Consider the following 23,607-nt stretch of genomic DNA (forward strand, 5'->3'; position numbering starts at 1 on the left):
AAGGTTTTCTTATACAATTCAGTCTTATAAACTTAAACTCAAGCATTTTGATCAAAGTATATTGAACTTAAGACATATCTTGACTATACTCTGGCGAAGTTAATAAAAATTTTAATAAAATCAGTAAAACTAATTTTAGCTAAGATAAATGTAAAGTGAGTTCCTTTAATATAGACAGCGTTAGAATAATCGGTAGATGCTTTATGAACTTTCTGTTGAGGATTGGTAACGCATTTGTATTTTTTATTCAATCTCTATACCACTGCTTTATTCCTCCATATTATTTTAGCAATGTGGCAAGACAAATTATAGAGATAGGCTTTTTCTCTTTGCCAATTGTTGGGCTCACTGGAGTTTTTATAGGAGCAGTGATAGTTTTACAGAGTAGCTTAAGTGGTATATTGATTAATCAAGAACAAGTAGTACCTAAACTTGTTACGATCACTATCATTAAAGAGTTAGGGCCAGTTTTGATCAGCTTAATAATGGTAGGAAAGGTTGGGTCCTCAATTGCAGCAGAAATTGGCACGATGCGCATCACTGAACAAATAGATGCACTTACAACTTTGGACATCAATCCTTTCAAATATTTAATTGTACCAAGAATTCTAGCGTCAGTTATAGTATTTCCAATACTTACAGTATGTGCAGATCTAATAGGAATATTTGGAGGGTATGTCACCGCAGTCTTTGAATTTAACCACAATTTAAATATATACATAAAATATACAGCTCAATTCTTTAATATGTACGATTTTATTGTTGGGCTAATGAAAGCGACTGCTTTTGGCGCCATAATTTCTGTTTCAAGTTGTTATTACGGTTACCATTGTAGGGAAGGTGCACGAGGAGTAGGTATTGCAACAACATCAACTGTTGTTATATCCTCTATATTGATAATTTTAGCAAATTACTTGATTACTTTAATACATGCATAGCCCCATAATATCAATATTGAATCTAAGCTTATCCTTTGATGATAGAACGATATTAAACAACATAACTTTCAATATATCGAAAGGAGAATCATTAGTCATACTTGGCGGCTCAGGAAGTGGTAAATCTGTATTAACAAAAATAATTATTGGATTACTGACACCAGACTCAGGGTCTATTAAAATAAATAGTAAAAGCAAAAATAAATTTGGAGTCTTATTTCAAAATTCCGCTTTGTTTGACTACGTTACAGTGTGGGAAAATATATCTTTTAATTATAAAAAACGCTTTAATATCAGCATAAAGGAGGCAAAACGCCTAGCAATCGAGAAGTTAAATGACGTTGGACTGGAAGCAAACATAGCAGACATGTTTCCAGTAGAACTATCAGGTGGAATGAAGAAAAGAGTGGCACTTGCAAGAGCAATTGCACACAACCCAGAAATTATTGTATTGGATGAGCCAACTTCAGGATTAGACCCAATCATGTCAGATGTAGTAAACGAGATAATAATAAAATTATCTCAAGATCTTCGTCCTACAATTATCACGATTACACATGATATTCATAGTGCATTTAAAATAGCTGACAAAATAGCAGTATTATATGAAGGGGAGATCATTTTTCACGGAACTGTTCAGGAAATACAAAATACTAACAACGAATATATAAAAAAGTTCATTTATTGTATATAGCTACAGGTTTACAAACGATATTGTGGATGCTGTAACTAGCCTAACTTGAGATATCGATAACCTTCGGTCTGTTACTATAGTATTTCCTAAAGTAAATGATAAAGGTATAATAAAGTATTTGAGTTATAATGGCATATAGTGTGGATTTAAGGGAAAAGGCAGTATTGATGATAGAAAAAGGTAAGACAAAGGTTGAGGTAGCAGAGCTTATGGAGATAGGAATAGCAACTCTGTACCGTTGGTTAAAAAAGAAAGCTGCTGGTGAAAGCCTCAAGCCATCTAAAACGGTAGCTTTATTCGAAAAATAGACCCCAAAATACTCGAAGAATATGTTACAAAGAATCCAGATCATACTCTGGCAGAGATGAAACAAAATCTTGGATTTGGAATAAACTCAATTTGGTATAGACTAAAACAGCTAAAAATTACTTTAAAAAAAAGTCACACTATATCAAGAGCGCAATCAAGAAGATAGGGAGCAATTTATTGATAAAATCTCAAAAATAGACCATTCCAGCATCTTATATATAGATGAAGCAGGAGTTGATAATAAGTTATACCGAGAATATGGACGCGCTCCAAGAGGAAAGAAAATTTATGCAGATATTCCAGGGAGAACTCGAGAGAGAATCAGTATAGTAGCCGGGTGGATTGGAAAGAGATTTATTGCACCAATGACTTTCAAAGGTGGGTGTGACAAAGAGGTATTCAATACATGGTTGGAGAAGATGTTATTACCTAAATTGCCACTTGGCACAACTATAGTTATGGATAATGCTACATTTCATAAGACCACTAAAACAAAATCATTAATAGAGTCTTTTGGCTGTCATTTGCTGTATCTTCCAACATATTCACCAGATTTGAATCCTATAGAATACTGTTGGCATACCATCAAAAGCCGCCTCAGACCTCTCATGTATAAATATACAGACTTACAGCTTTTGGTTGGTAATACCATAATGGAACTTTATCATCCATTTTAGAAAATACTATAGTGTAGTGCTACGGTGGTATAGTGTGTTAGCTATAAAACAGCGCATTAAATATAGATAAAGTAACTTGTATCAATTTTTATTATCATGCCAATTCCAACTGAAGAAATTTATTGAATTTATTACTTCACGCTAAAATAATATACTTTACTATTCAACAGCAATTACAACTGATGATTTTATTTCATTCCACTACCTGCTGACTTACTTTCTGCTTAGCATATCCATCAAATCAGATTCTTTGAGTTTACTATGGTCAACTTTACTGAACTTATTCACCATAGAGCTCATTTGATTATACTGCTTAATTAGAAGATTAACGTCAGTTACACTTGTTCCGGACCCCTTAGAAATTCTAAGTCTTCTTTTGCCATTTAAAATATCTGGATTTTGCCTTTCTTTTTCGGTCATTGAGTTTATGATGGCTATATATTTTTTCACTTTATTGTCATCTGGCACACTGCTACTTAGCTTTTTTGTGAATGAACTAGGGATGAATTTCATTATGTTGCTAATGCCATCCATTTTACTCAGAGTTTTTAACATTCCCACTAGGTCGTTTAGGTCGAATTTACCCTTTTTTACTTTCTTTTGTAACTTATCAATTTCTTCCTGACCAACAATCTCAGCAGCTTTTTCAACCAATGATACAACATCACCCATGCTAAGTATCCTTTTTGCAATTCTATCGGGATAAAAATCATCGAGGTCACTTAATTTTTCACCACAAGCAATAAATTTAATTGGACAATTGGCGATCATTTTCATAGAAAGAGCAGCACCACCACGTGCATCACCATCAACACGGGTGAGAATAATGCCAGTTACACCTATTACCTCATTGAATGATTTGGCAATATTGACCGCATCCTGGCCTATCATTGCGTCGGCTACTAAAATAACTTCTGTAGGTGAAGCTATTTCCTTTACGACTTTCAACTCATTCATCATATTATTGTCAATATGAAGCCTGCCTGCGGTGTCTAGTATTAATACATCATAATTATCGTTCTTTGCTGCTGCTAGTGCCCTTTTTGTAATTGCAATAGGCCCTTCATTTCTTACTATAGATAAAGTTTGTACGTCTATTTGTTTACCCAGCACCTCAAGTTGTTTCTGGGCAGCAGGCCTATAAATGTCTAAAGAGGCAAGCATCACTTTTTTCTTTTGCTTTTTTAGTTTTAAAGCAAGCTTTCCTGAGGTAGTTGTTTTACCTGCACCTTGTAAGCCCACCATCATAATCACAGCAGGGGGTTTAGTTGCTAGGTTTAAGTCGCTTTTCTCTGATCCGAGAACTGCAACTAAATTATCCTGCACAATTTTGATTATCATTTGCGCTGGGGAAACACTTTTTATGACTTTTTCCCCGATCACTTTATCTTTAATGTCATTGATGAATTTTTTCGCAACTTCAAGTGAAACGTCAGCTTCAATTAAAGCTATACGTATTTCACGCATGGCAAGATTAAAATCATCTTCAGAAATGATTGACTTTCCTCTCAGTTTACTAAATACGGAATTTAAACTTTCGGTTAACGATTTAAACATAATAGCATTAGTAGAATACTCATTAAAAAGAGAGAAGAAACTGAAACAAAACTCACTGAGTTATAACTCAGCACTTCTTTAAGTTTGGTAATATTATTAAAGTATAAACTAGTAAGTGAATTAGTCAAGTTTTGCAGTACATTGGCAGACATTTCTCTCACTTTAAGGACCAGTTGATTGAACAGCAAGACAATATAGGGTATGAAAGCTCTAAAAGTCCAATCAACATCCATTTTAAAATTTACTCTCGGGTAAAATAACTTGCGTAAAGGAATAAACAATAAAGTGGTACATAGTAACAAATTAAATTGCGACAAAATATTTTTTGTGTTGTACACAAAATCGAAAATCGAAGATTTATTATAAATAGGTAAGTAAGGATTGCCAGCGATTACGCATATAAATGCTAAAATAATCATAGTCATTTTGCCTCCCCTCTCTGCTAAAGGTTTTGACTTACTTTTTGCAATAAATAAGTAATAAAGAAACTTTAGTCCCACGCTTAAATGAAGCAGCAAATTTAGAAGCTTATATAAATTTTTATACCCTTTTAAGGCAACAGTGTTCATTTCAATTTCAGCTGTGATATATGATTTACTGATAAATCCAACGGTTCCAGGAAATGCAGCCATTGTAAGTATTGCGATTATAGCACACATGCCTTCCACTGACATCAGTTTACCCACTCCATTAAAACTAATTGTTTTTGTTTGTAAAATAATCGAATTACTGACCACAAACAATAATGATTGATAAACAAGAGAGAAAATTATATGCAGTATCAAAATTGGTATTGCTTTTTCCGAAGGACTGAGCAAACTTCCTGCAATAATCAGCAAGCCCATTTGTCCTACAACGTTATAGCATAAAAATCTTCGAATATTTTGCTCAAGAGAAGCAAATATAATGCTGTAAATTGCAGTGATGGCGCCTACAAGCGCTAATATTTCAGTACAATCTTGCCATAGGTTATAAGTGTGTAAAAGCATCACTAAAAAAGAGACTTTAGTGGTAAATAAAGAGAGATATGTGGTGCCATGTAGCGATGCAGCAGGATATGCATCAACAATCCAAAACGAAAAAGGAAAACAAGCGCAGTTTATCAATAAACCCAAAATCATCAGGTTAGTGCTTTGAAGTGCCAATCCTGCTATTAATATAACTCCAACGAAAAAGTGTACACAAGCGTACCTTATTGTAGGTCCACTATCTCTACAGCCAGCTGCGATAGTAAAAAATGCACTGACGGTCATTAATTCACAGAATATTATAACCAATATCATATGTTCAGATAAAACTGCATAAAGTGAACTAATAGTGTAAGCAGCAAAAGATAGCATTTCTGAAAAAGTCAAATTTTGTGCTGGTAGAACAGCTAAAAATGCAACTGATAAAAAAGATATTAGTATGATACGAAAAGATAAATCAAAATTTAGAACTGGATGAGAGCAATTCAGTGTAGTACCTAAATTTTCAGGTAATATTAGGACTATCACTATTAATGTAGTCAATAGAAGTAGCAATAAAAATTTATAAAGTTGCACAATGATGTAAAACAGTATGGTTTATGCTACCTCAACATACAAATAAAATCAATTTGCATATTAACCACTAGTTAAGCTAATTACCATATAATTATATCAGGGTTTAGAAGGTTATAGAGAAACCGGTCAGATTAGGTTTTTAATCTAATCTGACCGATAGCTTTAATAGTGAGGTAAGCTTTAATATAGCACTCCTAATTCACAGTGCTACACTCGTGCATAATTTATTTTTAATTTGTGCACGAGCGTTAGTAAATTATTTACTTTTTGAAATAAAGTTTGGCATCACTTTAATATCTAGAACTTCATTAAGTCTGTCAGTTGAGAGTTATTTACTCGCTTTCTCTTCAGTATTTGCATAAATATAATGGAGCTGCCAGTTTTTAATGCACTCATTCGACTTTTATGCTCTTCGCAATATCTGATTCTATTAAAGAATTCTTCGTTAATTTAGTTTTTTATGTTTTTTGGATAATGATATAGATAGGTTCCGCTAACACGTAGTGGAATATTAAATTGTTTATCTATAGATCCCTGTATCAAGCACTGTAATAACGGCATTCGAGTAGAGATAATGGAACCAAGAGAGCTCTGAGTAGCTGTATAATGAAAATTAGATTATATAAAAACCTCTGACAACACATTCTGTGTTGTATCATTGTCCATAACTGTGTAATCAATATTATATTTATCGAATTCATTGCGCATCCTAGTTAAATGTCCTTTATCATGATCCAAAAGAACACTTACGTAGCTCAAGCTATCATTAAAAAGATCATTATAAATTACTGGAAATTGAACTGTGTAGGATGTTGTACACTCATCTTGACCGTTATTATCTTTACAAAGGGACATTTTTCCTGTTTTGCCAGTATCATCTTTAGTAGAAATAAGAAATTTCATACCTACGTCTTCGTTTTTTGCTATAAACTCCTTACACTTTCTACTTTTTGCAGAACATGGTCCTATAGCTATAGAGTAGCTTTCTTTTGGAAGTGTGAATATTAACTGATGTGTCATAATACTACCTTAATAAAAATCATTATTGTAGTATAGATTTATTAATAAATAATATACATTATGGTATAATTAGTACAAAATAGGTTTAACCAATCTCAGTAGGACTCCCAGTTGGACCCATAAGAATTACTTGTTCACCTTTTTTAAAACATTTACATAAATTAGTGGAACCGCCAGTTTCAAGCACAATAGTGGAAATAAATCCTTTTTTTTTGTCTACTTCAGTGCCGGTTACTGCTATACCTTCCATAGCAAGGTTTGTATTATTGGCTTTTCTGCTATTGGTTTCAAAATTTTGCAACCTAAAGAATTGTCCAGGTTTAAAATTCTTTGCCGCAAGTGGTGCTTTGATCACTATTTCCACAACTTTGTTTGTTAAATATTGAACTTTTATAACCTTTGCAGTGAATTGCTCTTTGATTTTATTGAAAAATTCTTTGTTAGCTAGGTGTTCTGATATTATTCCAGCGCGTGACGCTTTAGTGTGCAAATTCTGCAATTTGTAGGTAATTCGCATAGCAGGTGGTGTCGTGCAAATAGCTGACACTGGAATCCAGTTCTGACTATACAACCATCTGGTGTACTCATTCAAAATTAAGTTTTCTGGATTCCAGTGTCTGGGCACTGGAATGACATCTTTTTTGGTGAAAGTTACTCTTATATTACAACATTCATACAATTGTGCATATGACTCCGAGATTCTAGCCGGAGTGACATAAATGAAGCTATTAACTCTATTCAAAAGCTGAGAAATGATAGGGTAACCATTCTTAGCGCTTGCCATAGCTTTCACGACGCTGCCGCTATACGAAGGATGAAGATCACCAAAAAAGCTAATTGTTTTATTGCCTTGCTTATATACTAATATTCTGTCTTTATTCTGCATCTTAGGAGAAAAGATAGGATCTATTTCTTTTCCCGATGAATTCAAATGAGTAAAATATCCGTTACTTAATTTAAAATGCTTTTTATCTTCTGTTGCAATAACTGTATTTGGCTCAGTACCTGCTGCTATAAAAATAGAACGTGCTTTTATATGCTTGATTTCATCAGATTTTGTGTCTATTAGTTTTATTGATTCAGCGTGGTTATATTTATCTGTTACAACTTCAATCGGCTCTAAGTTTTCAATAAAGTAAATCCCTTCTGATAGTGCATTTTGCACCTCTTCGCTATTTAATCGATAACTTGGTGAATCTTTTAGCTCTTTTCTATATACAATTTTCACTCCCCCTAGACTTTGCATTAGTTCCAATATTTTTGCTTCTCTATTCTCTTTTTTTGCTGATTCTTGCTCTTTTCGGATCAATTGTGCATGTGATATCAGCTCATTTGCAAGTTCATATTCCTCTTCTTTCCAATCTTTTTCGACATATTTCTTTCCATACTTATCAACCAATATTTCATAACGAAGAAGAAATTTTTCTACTTGAATCGGATAGTAAGCTAAAACTTCAGTAGCAGTATCAATTGCAGTGAGTCCTGCACCTATGACAACTATCGGCATACGAACTTGCAGATTTGCTATAGAATCAAATTTAAGAGCGCCAGTCAGTTGTAACGACATAAGAAAGTCAGATGCCATGCGCACTCCACGGGCTAGTATGTTTTTTATTTTGATCATTCGTGGCTTACCAGAGCCAAGTGCCAAGGCAATGTGATCAAAACCCAAGTTAAATGCGTCATCAACAGTTATCGTGCTGCCAAAACGAATGCCTCCATAAAGTGCAAAATTCTCACGTCTTTCCAGCAGTAATCTAATAATCTTTAAGTAATTTTTATCCCACCTAGAAGTAATGCCGTATTCTGACACTCCACCAAACCCATCTGCCGTGCGTTCACTCAATTTTTCGTGTTCAAAATCTTTAATTAGCTGTAAATTATCGATCAAAGGTTCAATCTTTAGTCCATCAATGGCGATAACGTTATGCCCATCGTTTAATAAATGATGAGCTAAATTAAAACCCGCAGGACCAAGGCCTACAACTAGAACGTTTTTTCCAGTGTTTCCTTTTGGCAATGGACGCTGAAAATTTAAAGGATTCCAACGGCTAAGCAGAGAATATATTTCAAATCCATACGGTAAACTAAGCACATCATCTAGAATCCTTGTTTCAATTGCTGGCACATTTACGGGTTCTTGTTTTTGATATATGCACGAATTCATGCAGTCATTGCATATTCTGTGTCCAGTAGCCGCACATAATGGGTTATCTATCATCACAATTGCAAGACTTGCTATGCTGTATCCTTCGCTTTTTACCAGATTCATTTCTGATATTTTCTGCTCTAGTGGGCAACCGTGCAGCTCAACCTTGAGTGGGGACTGTTTAAAGGTATTGTCGTTATTAATTAGCCCCTTTGAACAACTGTCCTTATTTTGCTTATGACAAAATACGCAGTAATGAGCATTATCCAATGCTTTACTCAAACTCACCTTTTCACTTGTCAGATCAAAACCATGTCGTCTTTTTGTTTTGCTTGAATACAATACCTCAACTTTGTCTACCTCTTTTTTGAAGAACGATACGAGATTTTCGTGATCAATTTTTCTGTGAATACTAAAAAGTATACTCTGTTTATTTTTCACTCTCCACACCGCATATTGCGCTGCAAGTTCTATTTCTTCTTTGTGATCCTCTTTATTTTCAAACCAACGCATCACCTGCTCAACAAAATTTTTTTCTGTTGTTGGTAGGACAAGAAAGCGATTTAATTTGCTGGTAACATAATCAATATCTATATCTGCTATATCAGTGTACTTCTTTAATGCATAGCGTTGAACAAATAACCTTTTACACTTATATATTGCAGCAAAGTCGTTGTGCTTTTTCTTTAGCTTCTCTACTTCTTTTCCAATATTAAAAAGTTTTGCAATAAATTCATCAAGTAAATATGAGAGGTCTATTATTAACTGGCTATTACAATCATCTGTCATCCAAGCTGGAATCCATCCTTCTTGTTTTCTAGATCCCAGTGTTAAGCACTGGGATGACATCGAAGAAGAAGCTGCTTTTTCTCTTGCTTCAATTAATGAACAAAACAAGCTTTCATCGGACGATTTTATATAATCTAAAAACGTCTCATCTAATTTTATTAATCCACTACGAGTGTATAAGTTTGAAAATGAGATTTTGAAATTCAGTTGCATCGCTATACTATACAGTGTACATACTGTTTCTTGCAGATGAAGATTTTATTTATCTTGCAGTTTTGCTAAGATTGTTGCTCCTGCAACCTCTTCTTTTCCAACAGATGCAACACACTTAAATTTGTATACACCTAAACGCAAACCTTCAAAGTTAGATTGAAGAATTAAGGTATCTCCTGGAGTGACTGGCTTTCTGAATTTTGCGTTTTCAATGGACATAAAGTATACAACTTTATTTTCTACTGTTTTTTTATCGAGAACACATATAGCAGATGCCTGAGCTAAAGATTCAATTATCAAAACTCCTGGCATTATCGGATGGCCAGGAAAATGACCAATAAAAAATTGCTCGTTGAAAGTCACGTTTTTAATTGCTTTTATACTCATACCAGGATCGCATTCTATAACCCTATCTACTAAGAGAAAAGGATAAGAATGTGGTAGTATTTTTATAATATCATTGATATTACATTGCATAAGTCTATTCAATGTTTTGCAAAGCAAATTCGGGTATTTCCTTGTTTACATTTTTTAATACTACATCCGATAAATCTACTTCATCCATAGAATATAAAACTTGATTCTTTTTTGAAATAAATAGTACCAAATCTATGTTGTTTTTTTCTGCTGTTTTTTTAGCAACTTCTTTTATCTTGTTAAAGACACTTTCTACTGCTTCTCTATAATTTTCTTCTAAATGTGAAATTTTCTTAGCGTAATTATCCCTAACACTTACAGTATGCTTACTAAATTGTTCTGTCTTTTCTTTTTTTGCTTCTTCTGACAAAAGGTCAAATTCTTCTTTCGATGGCTTAAATTTTTCTAACTCATTTTCAAATTCCTTCTGTAATCTAGAATTCTGCTCCTTTATTTGTTGTTGTATATTTTGCAGAGCCAGAGATTCATTGATAACCTTATCACTATCAATAATGGCAGCCTTTGTATTAAGCGTGCTCTGAGGTTGATACCCTACAAACTTATACCCCACAAATAAGGAAATAATTAAGGCAATAACTGATGTAAATAACTGTATATATTTCATTTAAATCCCCGCTTCAATAGAAATTTTAACGTTTGTCGATGGTATTATGTCATAAGCTTCCTTTACTAAAGGAAACCCAAAATCTAATCTAATTCTACCAAAAGGAGAAGGCATTGAAAAGCCAAAACCTGGTGATACTCTTATAAGCTTACTATCGTAATATTCTCCACTATATACCTCTTTTTCATCTAAACCAAAAAGTGTTGCATAGTCAACAAATAGTGAGCCTTTGATACCAGTGTAGTCGTATAATTTAGGTAATGGAAAATCTACTTGCTGTGTTAAATTAAAATAAGTTTTACCTCCTAACGAGCTATCATTTTTATCTTTTGCTCTTGGTCCAATACCAGAGAGGTCAAATCCTCTAATTTCATTACCACCTTTAAAAAAGTGCTGTCCAATATTTAGCTCTTTATCGGTATAAGAGAAAATATGACCTGCTGCTATTTTAAAGCGCAGTGTTATATCATCATCAATTTTGCTTAGTATAGGGCGTGTATAAAAAGACAAAAACTCAGATTTTAGGAAATTTACATTTCCTCCCAATCCTGAAATATCTTGATTTAAGCGCAATAAATATCCCTCTTTAGGAGTATAGAGGTTATCCAGTTTATTGTACGCTAACGTGTATCCCACTGATGAAACCTGATACTCACCTTCTTGATCTCTTATTATCTCAGAGATATCCTCATCTTTTCCACCCTTATTGTCCATGTGTATGTGATTATACTTATAAGAATATTGAAAGGAATTGGTTAGATTTTCTGAGATTTTATATGATACTTTTGCTATTCCTCCCCAGTTGCAGGTATCGAAAGTAGTGTTTGGTTTGTCTTGTTTTTCATAAAAAATACTCATGCCTAGTGAAGTATCAGAGTCGTTAAAATTATTTTCAACAGCGTCTATACTAGTAGAAAGAACATATTGACTCTTTTCAAGAGCAAAAGATACCTCTTTACCACTACCAAATAAATTACGATCTGTGAAATCGGTTTTAACAAATACTCCACCAGGAAGAGACATGCCACCTGTTAAAGATAACGAGGCAGTTCTTTTTTCTTTGACATTTAAATCAAGATTTACTGCATTTTCATCCACTATATAACTATTTATTTTTACTGTTTCAAAAAAATCGCTATATATAAGTTTTCTACGTGATTTTTGAATCTCAGATGTGTTATATGCGTCGCCTTCTGCCATGCTAAGTTTTCTTCTAATTACTTTATCTAAAGTGCGGTCATTGCCATCAATGGTAATTTGGTTTATATAAATCTTTTTACCTGGTAGCACTTTGTAAGTTACATCCACAATATTGTTATGTTGTGTATATTCTGGATTAACTTTTGCAAATATATATCCTTTTTCGTTTAAATGTTTACTTATTTTTTCTGCTGTATTGTTAATTTTAACTCTATTAAATATTTGATTATTTTCCTCTTTGATAAATTCTAATATTTCTTCCCTTAAACTTAAATCCTGAATCTCAGTTTCAATATCAACTTCATTATTTCCAAATAAGTATTGCTGCTTTTCATCAATCAAAAAAGTTAACTCTATTTGGTTGTTATTATCAACCTCAACAATTGGTTGGATATTATTTTGAATATATCCCTTAGATGAATAGAAGCGATCAAGCAGTTCTGTGTTAATCAGTAGATATTGAGGTGAATAATGAGTTCCTCTTTTAAAAATGGCTCTAAATAACTTACTAAATATATCATTGCTATGCCTTTTGATAACTTGCTCTAGCTCATTTGCTGAAAAGTTTTTATTACCTATGAATCGTAAACCCTTAATTTTAGACGTTCTTCCTTCTTTTATCTTAAAAATTAGGTTTATCCTATTGCTACCAAGCTTATCTAGCTCATATGCAATTTTAACACCAATTTTACCACTGTTCCTATAAAGAGTAGCTATATTTATTAAATCGTTTTGTAATTTTGTTTCAGTGAAAATAGTTAGTGATTTTGACTGGATAACGTTATTTAGCAACTCTTTACTGTTAAATAACTTATTGCCTTTCAATATTACTTTGTTAATCAATGGATTCTCATGAATTTTTACTACTAAGTTTTTTTCATCATCGATATAGGCGTTAATACTAGCAAATAACTTTGTTTTGTATAAATCTTTTATAACTGAATCTACATCATCATCATTTATATGACTACCTGGTTCTAATTTTGTATAAAACCTTATTGTTTGATCACTTACTCGCTCATTGCCAATATACTTAATATTTTTTATCTGTACTTTTTCTTTATTTTCTAGAGCAACAAGTAGAGTGGGAAAAGAAATAAATATTATTAGTATGTGAAATAACTTTTTCATATGTATCTTAAAAAAGATGCCTAATATCATTTGTGATTGCAACTGCCATCAACAAAAACAGTATGGTAGCACCAAAAGTGACTGCATATTTTTGATATTTCAAACTCAAATCTCTACGTATAACTGCTTCTATAATATAATGAAATAAATGCCCACCATCTAGTAGTGGTATTGGCAGCAAGTTAATTGCAGCTAAATTAGCTGAAATAATTGCCATAAAATATAGAACCATAATAAGTCCCTTTTTAGCTGATTGCCCTGAATATTTTGCAATTTTTATTGGCCCACCTATTTCATTTATACTCCTTTTACCAACAACAATTTGAAAGAGTGCTTTGATTGTTAAACACATAGTGTGGTAAGTTTCATTCACTGATAGGCTAGCAGCTCCAAGAAAAGATGACTGTTTTAACCCTATCATATTAATTGAGGTAATTCCTATAGTTTTTCTTTCTATTATGTTACCAAAGACATCTCTATCCTCAACTATAAACGGAGTTAGAATAGTTCTGTACTCTTCGTTATTTCTGCTATACTTAATTTCTATTCTTGTTTCAGGGTTGGACATTATCACGCGTGAAATATCTTCAAAGTATTTTATTTTGTACTCATTGATCTGTGTAATAGTGTCACCTGGTAATAGGCCAGCTTGCTTTGCTGCACTTTCTTCAATTACATTACCAATTACTGGTGGAGTACGATAATAACCTGCCACGCTGAAAAATATTGTGAAAGCTATAACGGTAAATATCATGTTTGCAAAAGGCCCTGCAAAAACTATTGCTGCTTTTTGATATCGAGGTTTTGTATGGAATGAGTATAATTTTTCTTCTTCAGTTAATTTTTGTTGATCAACAGGAACGCTTGCTGCATTAGTATCCCCTAACATTTTAACGTAGCCACCCAATGGAAAGGCACTTAATTTCCATCTAGTTCCAGACTTGTCGTTAAAACCAAAAATTTCAGGACCAAAGCCTATAGAAAAAGATTCAACTTTAACCTTGCATGCTTTAGCGACAATATAATGCCCACATTCATGCACGAATACTATGAGAGAAATTATTAAAGAAAACGATAAAAAATAATATATTCCAGCGCTAAGTTGATGAGAAATTAATTCCACCTATGTTTTAAATCTTAATCAAACGTTGAGTATATTAAAATGCGCCTTGCTTGACAAGTATTTAGTTTAGTCTTTAAATTAAAAAAAAGTTTAATGACAATGATAGATATCTCCTTATTAAGAAGAAAACTGATGTATAGGAGTTGGCATAGGGGTTGTAAAGAAACTGATATACTTTTAGGGCATTTTGCATTGAAATATCTTGATAAATTTTCCTTAAGTGAACTAATTGAATACGAAAAAATAGTTGATCTTGATGATTGCGAATTATATTGTTACATAACTCGTAAGAAACTTCTCCCCCCTGATTTGAGTAGTGAGGTAGTCGATTTGATTGCTTGCTTTAATCACTTATGCACCCAATAATCTTGTTTACCCTATCTAATACTTCAGCATATTCTACTCTTTTTTCCTCCCTATACTTTTTGCATTCTTGATTTATTTCGTCTAATCGCTTTGTTAATTCTAAAATTTTGTCTTCGAGAGTCAATGCTGCAAGTAAGAAATTTAATGCATCTGAGCCCTTACCTCCAGTTCTTTGAGATATGGAGCTAACTAGCTTGTTGAAGCTATTAGCAAGTTGTAATAAATGGTCCTTCTTTTTACTTTCGCAAGATATTTTATATGTGTTATTATGTATAACTATTTCTACTACTTGCATATGATGCTATATTGTACAACTTTCAAATCTACAATATAGATTTTCATTCATTTATCAAGAGGGATAACTTTTTACTGCTACGAAAATAAGTTTTAAAGTATTGATGTTTTGCAACCTTCTGTGACGTCAAATTACTTGCTTCTTTCAAGTTATAGCTTCTAATTGAAAAAGAACCAAACCCCCTGATTTCAACTCTATTATGATATTTCAACGTGTTTGAAAACACTTGAAAAAAAATATCAACTATGGCTGCTATAATGACCTTATCTAACAAAAGGTGTTTTTTTGCCACTCTTGCTGTTATATCAGATTTCGTTGCCATTTATATGAAGCACAAGAAGTTATTTGGCAGATAATATGATATTATATTTTTCAACACCTACTACTTCCACTTGTATTTTTTCTGATATAGAAAACTTTTTATTTTCTGGTAAATGCTCTTGATCTACTAAAAGGGTTACATTGTTCTCAATTTCAACGATTAGACCATTTTCCTCTCTCTTATTTACAGTAACCTGCATTTTATCCCCTACTTTAACTTTCTCTATCAGTTCTTCAAGAGGATCATACTCTATTTGCTTTACTCCAAGATAAATTCTTGTTCGATCTACGTTAGCCCTTATCACTTTTGCTTCTATTTCATCACCTACATTATACTTTTTTATTTCATCTGAATTGTTTTTGGACCAACTTAGATTTTGCATATAAATTGTTCCTTCTACATCCTCAGATATCTCAGAATCATCAAAAGTCACAGATATTTGTGAACCATTGTTGCTTTTAACTTTACCAGAAACAATAGAACCAAGGGGATATTTATCAATAAATACTTGCCAAGGATTCTCTACGCACCTTTTTGTGCTTAAACTCATCTTATTTTTAATAATGTCAATACCGAGAATTTTTACATCCACTTCTTGTCCTATTGTTACAAAACTACTAATTGGTAAATTACTCTTGCTCCAAGTTATTTCTGATGAGTGTACCAAACCCGCAATCCCAGGTTTAATCTCAACAATGAATCCACAATCTTTTATACCCGTTACACATCCTTTGTGTACGCTGTTAATTGGACATTTTGACTCTAGATCTTGCCAAGGATTGGCTCCTAATTGTTTTACACCCAGGGAGATTTTTCCATTTTCTCTATCTATTTTTATAATTTTAGTTTTTATATGCTGACCACAAGAAAAAATTGCAGATGGATGACTTACATTACTCCAAGAGATATCTGTAATATGTAGCAGCCCATCTATAACTCCCACTGTATCTGATTCATGAATGCCAACAAATGCACCGTAGTTAGTGATGCTTTTTATTTTGCCTTCTACTACATCACCTTCATTTAAAGATTCTAAAAACTTAATTTTTTCACCAGCATGCAATTTCTCTAATACCAGCTTTCTTGATACTACAATATTCCCCTGCTTCTTATCCATTTTAAGCACGATGAATTTTTGTTCAGTTTCAATAAGGTGATTAGCATCTTTTATTTGCTTCAAATCCACATGACTCAGCGGTAAAAACGCACTTATTCCATCACCAAGATCAACAATAAAACCGCATTTAATTGAGCGTTTAATGATTCCTGTTACTTCATCTTTTGTAACTGCGCTTTCTTCCAATTTATTCCATTTTTCGTCTCTGATTGCTTTCTCACGACTAAGAACAACATTACCATGGTAATCTTCAATTCTTTCAACATAAACTCTAATTTTCGAGCCAACAGTGATATCATCATTACAACTGAGCTCCTTAATCAGAATTCTTCCATCTGACTTTAAACCAACATCAACCACAATGTCATTAGAATTTCTTCTTGTGATTATACCTTCTACCACATCTCCTTCTTTGATTTTGTTAGCAAAAGAATCTTCACAAAAGTCATTATCTTGATTATCAAATTGATCTTGAAATATCTCTTCTATGAACCTATTTGATAATAGTCTCTTGATAGCAACTGTACTTTCCATACCTTTTAATTTTAACTTCATTAGAACTCATATATTATATAATATTAATAATTAGTGACAAGTAAATTCTCATTAATTCATTTCGAGAATTGTTTAAGCTATAAAAGATTAAGTTATGTAAGATATGCTATCTAGGAATAATAATTGGATTAGGTCATTTTCCAGAAGATCTAGGTTGAAGTTGAATGTTTTGGAGAAGTATTCTATTAAAAACAGCAAGGAATCTATAAAAAAGATCGTAGACTTACAAAAAAGAATACGGGTAGAAATAGGTTTCGGTAATGGTGAAAATATGCTCCATCAGGCATTCAATGAATCTGATCTATTATTTATAGGATGTGAGCCTTATTTAAAGGGGGTCTCTTCCTTGCTAAAAAGCATAGAAGCACACAGCATAAAAAATATTTTAATATGGACAGAAGATGCAAGAGAATTAATTGTCAATTTTCCTGACCACAGTGTTGAAAAATTCTTTATTCTCTTTCCAGATCCATGGCCGAAAAGAAGTCACAACAAAAGACGGTTAATTAATACGGAATTTTTAAATTTATTAGCAAAAAAAATACTTGTCACAGGGGAAATATTTATTGCAACTGATCATCAGGATTATGCAGAGTGGATAGAGTTACATATAAAGCAGTGTAACTCTTTAACTTATAAGGAAGATAGTTTTGCAAATTATACCCCAACAAAATACCACAGAAAAGCGCTAGAATATCAGCGTAAAATAAAGTTTTTTAAAGTAAGTGTTATATCTAAACTGACTTAGATTTACCTCTACTTGTTAGTACAGATGTGTACATGACATTCTATAGTGCAAGTAGCCCATTATGTATTGGAAATAACAGTTCACTAAATTCTTTAATCTCACTAGGAAGATCAATAAACTTGATAAATATCAACATTATCAGCCAGCATTGCTTTTGTAGCTTCAATTTACCTTTTTTATGACCGATTTGGATAATTTTATAATCTATAGCATTTTGTCTAGCAACCAATCTGGTGCTTCTCTACCTTTTTCCCACTTAGCAAATCTCATCTTTTCTTTTAGGTAATATTCTCTATAGGCTTCTATTGGGTTACTACATTTATATCGATCAGGTAACGCTTGTGTAAAAGCTTGTATATCAGCTGATCGAAATATTAGCAAATCCTTGTTATTATTGCACCAATCTATAACTTCTTCGGATTTATGCGTTCTTTTGTATCGCAAGCTATATTCTATACACAATTCTTTTCCATGTTTTATTAACCAATCAAAGTTTCCTTTTGATTGTCTAGCCCATAAAGAACAAGGATGGTTTTTGTGAGTAAGTTTATATGGAACTTCTATATTCTGGTTTGTAATGCTAACTAAAGGATTTGGCTCTTTTAATGCTATTGAAAAAACACTGCTAAGCAATTGAGCAGTTTCTAGCGGCATTTTTACTATGTGCTTATCGCATAACATTTGTGCTGCAGTTACAGGATTTTCGTCTAATATAAAGATATTCATCTAAGCACCCAGAGATAGAATTTTTGCGTAGTATTTATTTCAATAAACCCTAAAATATCATTTAGAAAATGGATAAGTTAAATAAGCTCAGTTAAAAAAATTATACACAATTCCGAGGAACCTTTTCAAGCTACAATGAACGTATAGCTACCACTCTAGCAATATTGTTTCTCACCCACTGAAGATATTGCACGGTACTGTCTACTTGATCGTCGTGACGGGTTTCTGGAAACATTAAAATCTCATACTCAAAGTTGCTAAGCCATACTCCTTGGTTAGGGAGAAAAACCCGCTCAGATTCTATAATTGGGACAATTCGGTGAAATCGAGTTAATTTGTCATCATGTGGTACTATTTGAATAATAGGTAAATCACTGTTTTTCCTGAGCTCCTGAACCAATTGCTGACCGCTTGCTTTTGCTTCGATTAAAATTGCGTGTGGCTTCCACCTTGCAGCCAGCGATAGAACTTTCTCTTTAGTGCGACCTGGAAGGTCATGGTTTTGTGGTGGTTAAATTCCATCTTCCCAGACATCAGGGATAATGTATATCTCACATTTCAAAGAGTGGCAACCTCTGGGATGCAAGCATGAGATAAAAGCAGGTAACACTAAATCTCGTGGTGAATCCCTGCAAACAGAGTTAGATATGATTACGAGAGAAACCTATGTTTGAATTGTCGTCAAAGCATAATATGCGAAAAGAGATTGAACTACGCATAGACCAAAATGGTACGAAGCAAAAAGGGAACTAAAGATTGAAGACTTTAGTTATTGATGTTCCAAGCTTCCGGCAAATAGTAGGAATCTAAGTTTAACGTGAAACGAAGCCATGGAACAGAGTAACCACATAGAAGCTCTTATATTCATTAAAATATAAGTAAGTAGCCAGCCACAAGCTACTATGTGGAAGGATTGTTTAAGAAGCTAATGCCCAAAGTAATATCTGGGATATGCAGACGTAAACACTTTAATTTGGAAGGTAAAGTGGTGAATAGTAGTGAATATGTTATGGACCAGCAAAAAGTTAGGTATGAATGGAATGGAATTCCTTGGCGCAAGCTAAAGAAATCTTCATTTAAGCTACAAAAACGAATTTACCAAGCTTCTAAATGTAATGATATCAAAAAGATGCATAATCTTCAGAGATTATTACTCAAATCAACAAGTGCAAAAACACTCGCTGTTAAGAAAGTAACACAGGACAATAGGGGGAAGAAGACTGCAGGTATTGATGGAAAAGCTAACCTTAATCAAAAAGAAAGATTACAACTATCATATTCTTTAGATATAAAAGAAAAAGCAAAGCCATCAAGACGTGTCTGGATTCCAAAATCTGGTAAGCCATCGGAGCATCGCCCACTTGGTATACCCACTATATCGTGTCGAGCAAAACAAACACTTGTAAAAATGGCTTTAGAACCAGAATGGGAGGCAAAACTTGAGCCAAACACTTATGGTTTTAGACCTGGTAGATCATGTTATGATGCAATTGAAGCCATATTTGATGTGCTAAAACAGAAAACAGCATATGTATTAGATGCTGATATTTCTGGATGCTTTGACAATATTAACCATAATAAATTGCTTGAAAAGCTCAATACCACACCAACATTAAAGAAAATCATAAAAGGATGGTTAGGAGCTGGTGTTATGGAAGATGGAAAGCTTCAATCCACAAAACGTGGTACAATTCAAGGAGGGACGATCTCACCGTTGCTAGCTTGTGTTGCATTACACGGATTAGAGCAACATGTCAAAAAAGCATTAACAAACGAACTCTTTCAATGCATGAAAAGAAAATATGGTAGGATATCGCATAGAAACGCGCAAAAGTCTATTAGTGTAATTTTCTACTGTGATGATTTTGTCATCATACATGAAAACGAAGAGATTATTCTTAAAGCAAAAATTTTAGTTGAAGAATGGTTAGAAACCATTGGACTAAAATTAAAGCCCTCTAAAACAAGAGTTTCTCATACATTAAGAACCATTGACGAAACAAAACCAGGATTTGATTTTCTTGGATTTTCAATAAGACAATATCCAATAAAAGAAAGTAAGAAAGGTTACAAGTTATTAATCAAACCAAGTCGTAATTCTATAAAACAGCATACACTAGCTATTAAACATAAACTCAGAGAAATGCGTGGAGCACCACAAGAACGGGTGATAAAGGATCTCAATCCAATAAACAGAGGATGGAGTCAATATTACTCCTCGGTAGTTTCATGTAAAATCTTTAGCTCATTGGATAATATTATGCATAGAAAACTCTGGAAGTGGGCAGTTTTTAGGCACCCAAACAAAGGGAGATGCTGGATAAAAAGAAAGTACTTTAAGAAGTATAATAACGAAAACTGGCGCTTTATGACAAGTAACAAGGTACGTCTTACTATACACAGCGATCATGTTATTAAACGACATATCAAAGTGCAAAAAACCAGATCCCCATATGATGGTGATTGGGTATATTGGGGTAAACGTCTGAGAAAAATACCAGATAAGCCACTAGGAGTAATAAAATTATTGAGGTTGCAACAAAGTAAATGCGATAATTGTAGACTATGGTTTAAAAGTGATGATATAATAGAAATACATCACAAAGACCGGAATAGACGAAACAATATGATCACAAACTTATCTTTGTTACATGGACATTGTCACGATGAATTACACAGGAGGTGTGCATGAAAAGCACCAAATTAGAGAGAAGCCGTATGAGGCGCAAAGTCTCACGTACGGTTTTGCAGTCGAGTGAGGAAGGGCGACCTTCTTCACTTAGACAACAGTTTTGGATATTCAAGTTTTGCGCGATATACATCGAGTAAATAGAATGTATTATCTACTTTTGTCCAGGTAGTGCAGACACTAAAGTCACTTGTATTGTTTGTTGAAATTGCAGTATCCCAACTTTGTGTTACATGCAAGAGGCTATCAGGAAAATTTTTATAGCGCTTCAACCACTCTCGTTTAATTATACCACTTGAAAGTGGTAGAGGGTTTTGTTGGTATTGAGCAGCAAAACCATAACTCCCAAGTTCAGCTTTTATCATCTCAATTTCTTCTTTTCCTTCAGTTAGGGAATACAACAATTGACCTTCTTTTCTTGAGTATATTTCCTGTTCATGCTCTGGAATATGATTATTAACTGAATAAATAATCTCCTTATCTTCAGCTATTATTGGTAAACATACATGGTGCCATATGTTTTTTGGTTTACAGAGGAGGTGACCAGTTAAATCTTCCAGGTGTAACCTGTGCATTACAAGAACAATGACTCCTTTTTTTCTGTCGTTGAGCCTGGTTACTAAAGCCTGATCAAACCAGTTTGCAGCACGCTTTCTAAATGTTTCGCTCAAAGCTTGTGCGGGACTTAGTGGATCATCCACGATAATGAAATCTCCACCTTCACCGGTTAATGTTCCCCCAACTGATGTTGCAATTCGACATCCTCTTTGCACTGTTTGAAATTTATATTTAGTGTTTTGATCTTTGCATAATTCTACTTTCGGAAATAGCTTTCTATACCAATCAGATTGCATTATGCACCTGGTATCGAGTGAGTGCTTTTCGCTAAGCAGCCGAGAGTAACTTGCAACTATTATTCTTGCAGTTGGCTGATTCCCAAGTATCCATGCGTGCCATGCAACACTTACACAAATGGACTTCATTGAACGTGGCGGCATATTGAATATTATTCGTCTCACTTCACCTGCACTTGCTGCTTCAAGCCTATCTGCTATGACTTTTATATACTGATAATTGTTATACTCACACCCCGGCACTACCGTTTGAAAGCATAGTTCAATAAATTTTGAAAAGTTTATATTGTTCATAAAATTAAGATTTGTTGATTTTTTTAAGATTTTATTTATTATTAAATTAGGATAGTGAGGATTGAAATATGAGAAAAATTAAAACACGAACTAAAGAAGAATTTATAAAAACTCAAAACGGGATGAAAATTGAGACAATTACGCTTCTTGGTAAAAATCAAAATAGTAATCAAGGTGAAAAACATCTGATATACTTTATTGGCGGAAATAGAGCATTAAGTCCTAGTAAAGATTATTCCCAAAATTGGAATTGGGCCACAGAGCAAGGGATAACTGTACATCTTTTTAATTATCCTGGACTTGGTTTAAGTAAAAACAGTTCATTGATACGTAGCAATAGAGTTAAATCTGGTATAGCAGTTGTAACTAACTTGTTGGAAAAAGGTATAAAACCAGATGATATTATATTGTTTGGAGACTGCCTAGGTGGACATGTGGCTGCAGAGGTTCATAAAAATTTTAAGTGTAAGGATATACATTTAAGATGCATCGTTAGCAATGCTGCAAGTTCACTTAAACAAGCTTCTCTTTATTATTTTGGATTCATAGCAAAATTAAAAATTTTTCTTGCTCCGATAATCAAATTGGTACTAAAGATTTTTGGCTGCCACTGGAAGACATATAAAATCGTAAATTCAATTACTCCTTATACAATCTACTTTAATCGAGAGGGAGATAAAACGATAAAACAGCCAGCGCAACTTGCAACAGAAATAGAAAAAATAGATCAAAGCGGTAGAAGGAAAGATTATCAAAAGAAAGAAATATTTGAAGATTTTGAGGAATATGAAGGCTTTTTTAAGCAGCATACAACATTAAGAAAGAATGATAAATGTATTGATTCTAAAAAAGCTGATAAAGATATACATAAATTGCCAATTACGTGTTTAAAGTCTTCCAACAAAACTGATTACACTTTTCCTGAGTTGATTAGTTTATATATTCACATTACAGATGAATATTTTTCTAAATATGGCTCATTAAATAATGAAGGGAAGATTAAAGCATTTAAAGAAAGTAAATTTTATAAAGATTTTTCAAGCTGCAAAAATTCAAAGGACTTTTTGCATAATTACATGAAGAAGCAAGAGCATCCTTTGATGTCATTTCAGCATGTGATAATAGAATCTGGGGAAAAAAGACCTTTCTTAACAAGTCAAAGAAGGCTAGTTGCTCTTAACTTGACGCGTATGCTTTCTTCAATATTTTAGCCATCTGTATCTGTTCAGATGCATGCAAATATTGAAACCAGTGT

At 33.3% G+C, this 23,607-nt stretch carries 21 protein-coding genes and 2 pseudogenes; 9 read left to right on the forward strand and 14 right to left on the reverse strand.

What is annotated here, in order from left to right; genetic code table 11:
• Positions 1–155: 155 nt before the first annotated feature.
• From OM962_RS03490 to OM962_RS03510, 5 genes are all read left to right on the forward strand, one after another.
• Positions 156–938, forward strand: a complete 783-nt coding sequence (locus OM962_RS03490; RefSeq protein WP_012481974.1) for an MlaE family ABC transporter permease — start codon at positions 156–158, stop codon at positions 936–938.
• On the forward strand, positions 931–1,632 hold the full coding sequence (locus tag OM962_RS03495; RefSeq protein WP_006014440.1) for an ABC transporter ATP-binding protein: 702 nt from the start codon (positions 931–933) through the stop codon (positions 1,630–1,632). The genes OM962_RS03490 and OM962_RS03495 overlap by 8 nt, the downstream gene beginning before the upstream one ends.
• Before the next feature lie 128 nt (positions 1,633–1,760).
• Positions 1,761–1,940, forward strand: coding sequence for a transposase (locus OM962_RS03500; protein WP_264330453.1), 180 nt, complete (start codon positions 1,761–1,763; stop codon positions 1,938–1,940).
• Between the two features lie 47 nt (positions 1,941–1,987).
• Positions 1,988–2,107 (forward strand): hypothetical protein, encoded by a 120-nt coding sequence (locus OM962_RS03505; protein WP_264330464.1) that lies wholly within the window; start codon positions 1,988–1,990, stop codon positions 2,105–2,107.
• Positions 2,108–2,135: 28 nt separating this feature from the next.
• A complete protein-coding gene (locus OM962_RS03510; protein ID WP_264330460.1) occupies positions 2,136–2,618 on the forward strand; it encodes an IS630 family transposase in 483 nt (160 codons plus the stop codon).
• A gap of 213 nt (positions 2,619–2,831) precedes the next feature.
• Here the strand turns inward: OM962_RS03510 and ffh are convergent, their stop codons facing one another.
• From ffh to rseP, 8 genes are all read right to left on the reverse strand, one after another.
• Positions 2,832–4,175, reverse strand: coding sequence for a signal recognition particle protein (gene ffh, locus OM962_RS03515; protein ID WP_264330824.1), 1,344 nt, complete (start codon positions 4,173–4,175; stop codon positions 2,832–2,834).
• Entirely contained in the window at positions 4,160–5,719 is a 1,560-nt protein-coding gene (locus tag OM962_RS03520) for a proton-conducting transporter transmembrane domain-containing protein (RefSeq protein WP_264330825.1), read from the reverse strand. The genes ffh and OM962_RS03520 overlap by 16 nt, the downstream gene beginning before the upstream one ends.
• A 618-nt stretch (positions 5,720–6,337) precedes the next feature.
• On the reverse strand, positions 6,338–6,739 hold the full coding sequence (locus tag OM962_RS03525) for a hypothetical protein (RefSeq protein WP_264330826.1): 402 nt from the start codon (positions 6,737–6,739) through the stop codon (positions 6,338–6,340).
• An 85-nt stretch (positions 6,740–6,824) separates the two neighbouring features.
• On the reverse strand, positions 6,825–9,890 hold the full coding sequence (locus OM962_RS03530) for a WPE palindromic element domain-containing protein (protein ID WP_264330827.1): 3,066 nt from the start codon (positions 9,888–9,890) through the stop codon (positions 6,825–6,827).
• Between the two features lie 45 nt (positions 9,891–9,935).
• Positions 9,936–10,367, reverse strand: coding sequence for a 3-hydroxyacyl-ACP dehydratase FabZ (gene fabZ, locus OM962_RS03535; RefSeq protein WP_264330828.1), 432 nt, complete (start codon positions 10,365–10,367; stop codon positions 9,936–9,938).
• 4 nt (positions 10,368–10,371) lie between these two features.
• Positions 10,372–10,932 carry an OmpH family outer membrane protein gene (locus OM962_RS03540; protein ID WP_264330829.1) on the reverse strand — a complete coding sequence of 187 codons (561 nt, stop codon included), beginning with the start codon at positions 10,930–10,932 and terminating at the stop codon, positions 10,372–10,374.
• Positions 10,933–13,263 carry an outer membrane protein assembly factor BamA gene (gene bamA / locus OM962_RS03545; protein WP_264330830.1) on the reverse strand — a complete coding sequence of 777 codons (2,331 nt, stop codon included), beginning with the start codon at positions 13,261–13,263 and terminating at the stop codon, positions 10,933–10,935. It lies immediately after the preceding gene.
• Between the two features lie 7 nt (positions 13,264–13,270).
• On the reverse strand, positions 13,271–14,386 hold the full coding sequence (gene rseP, locus OM962_RS03550) for an RIP metalloprotease RseP (protein WP_264330831.1): 1,116 nt from the start codon (positions 14,384–14,386) through the stop codon (positions 13,271–13,273).
• A gap of 99 nt (positions 14,387–14,485) precedes the next feature.
• Between rseP and OM962_RS03555 the strand changes: the two genes are divergently transcribed.
• Positions 14,486–14,752: a succinate dehydrogenase assembly factor 2 gene (locus OM962_RS03555; RefSeq protein WP_010404229.1), complete on the forward strand. Its 267-nt coding sequence runs from the start codon at positions 14,486–14,488 to the stop codon at positions 14,750–14,752.
• On the opposite strand, the gene OM962_RS03560 is transcribed toward OM962_RS03555, so the two are convergent.
• Genes OM962_RS03560 through OM962_RS03570 form a run of 3 tightly spaced genes read right to left on the reverse strand, consistent with a single transcriptional unit; the run spans position 14,730 to position 17,041 of the window.
• Positions 14,730–15,047 (reverse strand): cell division protein ZapA, encoded by a 318-nt coding sequence (locus tag OM962_RS03560; RefSeq protein WP_010404232.1) that lies wholly within the window; start codon positions 15,045–15,047, stop codon positions 14,730–14,732. The genes OM962_RS03555 and OM962_RS03560 overlap by 23 nt on opposite strands.
• A 43-nt stretch (positions 15,048–15,090) precedes the next feature.
• Positions 15,091–15,369, reverse strand: a complete 279-nt coding sequence (locus OM962_RS03565; protein WP_006014469.1) for an HU family DNA-binding protein — start codon at positions 15,367–15,369, stop codon at positions 15,091–15,093.
• 19 nt (positions 15,370–15,388) lie between these two features.
• Positions 15,389–17,041 carry a 30S ribosomal protein S1 gene (locus tag OM962_RS03570; protein ID WP_264330832.1) on the reverse strand — a complete coding sequence of 551 codons (1,653 nt, stop codon included), beginning with the start codon at positions 17,039–17,041 and terminating at the stop codon, positions 15,389–15,391.
• 103 nt (positions 17,042–17,144) lie between these two features.
• Between OM962_RS03570 and trmB the strand changes: the two genes are divergently transcribed.
• Entirely contained in the window at positions 17,145–17,789 is a 645-nt protein-coding gene (trmB, locus tag OM962_RS03575) for a tRNA (guanosine(46)-N7)-methyltransferase TrmB (RefSeq protein WP_264330833.1), read from the forward strand.
• A gap of 204 nt (positions 17,790–17,993) precedes the next feature.
• On the opposite strand, the gene OM962_RS03580 is transcribed toward trmB, so the two are convergent.
• Together OM962_RS03580 and terL are read right to left on the reverse strand one after the other, a co-directional pair.
• Positions 17,994–18,515: a pyrimidine dimer DNA glycosylase/endonuclease V gene (locus OM962_RS03580; protein WP_264330834.1), complete on the reverse strand. Its 522-nt coding sequence runs from the start codon at positions 18,513–18,515 to the stop codon at positions 17,994–17,996.
• Positions 18,516–18,645: 130 nt separating this feature from the next.
• Positions 18,646–18,999, reverse strand: a pseudogene (terL, locus tag OM962_RS03585) (phage terminase large subunit); the annotation flags it as partial.
• 504 nt (positions 19,000–19,503) lie between these two features.
• On the opposite strand from terL, the gene ltrA reads away from it, so the two are divergent.
• Positions 19,504–21,207, forward strand: coding sequence for a group II intron reverse transcriptase/maturase (ltrA, locus tag OM962_RS03590; RefSeq protein ID WP_264330835.1), 1,704 nt, complete (start codon positions 19,504–19,506; stop codon positions 21,205–21,207).
• Positions 21,208–21,302: 95 nt separating this feature from the next.
• Here the strand turns inward: ltrA and OM962_RS03595 are convergent.
• Positions 21,303–22,352: pseudogene (locus OM962_RS03595) on the reverse strand (phage terminase large subunit); the annotation flags it as partial.
• 68 nt (positions 22,353–22,420) lie between these two features.
• Between OM962_RS03595 and OM962_RS03600 the strand changes: the two are divergent.
• Positions 22,421–23,563: an alpha/beta hydrolase family protein gene (locus OM962_RS03600; RefSeq protein WP_264330837.1), complete on the forward strand. Its 1,143-nt coding sequence runs from the start codon at positions 22,421–22,423 to the stop codon at positions 23,561–23,563.
• The last annotated feature ends 44 nt before the right edge of the window (positions 23,564–23,607 follow it).

Origin of the sequence: Wolbachia endosymbiont (group B) of Erebia ligea (assembly GCF_947179575.1) — a bacterium.
Taxonomy (GTDB): domain Bacteria; phylum Pseudomonadota; class Alphaproteobacteria; order Rickettsiales; family Anaplasmataceae; genus Wolbachia; species Wolbachia pipientis_C.

Bases quoted from the DNA above. Each gene is read 5' to 3' on its own strand.
- OM962_RS03495 (WP_006014440.1), top strand. From the start codon at position 931: ATGCATAGCCCCATAATATCAATATTGAATCTAAGCTTATCCTTTGAT.
- OM962_RS03500 (WP_264330453.1), top strand. From the start codon at position 1,761: ATGGCATATAGTGTGGATTTAAGGGAAAAGGCAGTATTGATGATAGAA.
- ffh (WP_264330824.1), bottom strand. From the start codon at position 4,175: ATGTTTAAATCGTTAACCGAAAGTTTAAATTCCGTATTTAGTAAACTG.
- OM962_RS03525 (WP_264330826.1), bottom strand. From the start codon at position 6,739: ATGACACATCAGTTAATATTCACACTTCCAAAAGAAAGCTACTCTATA.
- OM962_RS03530 (WP_264330827.1), bottom strand. From the start codon at position 9,890: ATGCAACTGAATTTCAAAATCTCATTTTCAAACTTATACACTCGTAGT.
- fabZ (WP_264330828.1), bottom strand. From the start codon at position 10,367: ATGCAATGTAATATCAATGATATTATAAAAATACTACCACATTCTTAT.
- OM962_RS03540 (WP_264330829.1), bottom strand. From the start codon at position 10,932: ATGAAATATATACAGTTATTTACATCAGTTATTGCCTTAATTATTTCC.
- bamA (WP_264330830.1), bottom strand. From the start codon at position 13,263: ATGAAAAAGTTATTTCACATACTAATAATATTTATTTCTTTTCCCACT.
- OM962_RS03555 (WP_010404229.1), top strand. From the start codon at position 14,486: ATGATAGATATCTCCTTATTAAGAAGAAAACTGATGTATAGGAGTTGG.
- OM962_RS03560 (WP_010404232.1), bottom strand. From the start codon at position 15,047: ATGCAAGTAGTAGAAATAGTTATACATAATAACACATATAAAATATCT.
- OM962_RS03565 (WP_006014469.1), bottom strand. From the start codon at position 15,369: ATGGCAACGAAATCTGATATAACAGCAAGAGTGGCAAAAAAACACCTT.
- OM962_RS03570 (WP_264330832.1), bottom strand. From the start codon at position 17,041: ATGAAGTTAAAATTAAAAGGTATGGAAAGTACAGTTGCTATCAAGAGA.
- trmB (WP_264330833.1), top strand. From the start codon at position 17,145: ATGCTATCTAGGAATAATAATTGGATTAGGTCATTTTCCAGAAGATCT.
- OM962_RS03580 (WP_264330834.1), bottom strand. From the start codon at position 18,515: ATGAATATCTTTATATTAGACGAAAATCCTGTAACTGCAGCACAAATG.
- OM962_RS03600 (WP_264330837.1), top strand. From the start codon at position 22,421: ATGAGAAAAATTAAAACACGAACTAAAGAAGAATTTATAAAAACTCAA.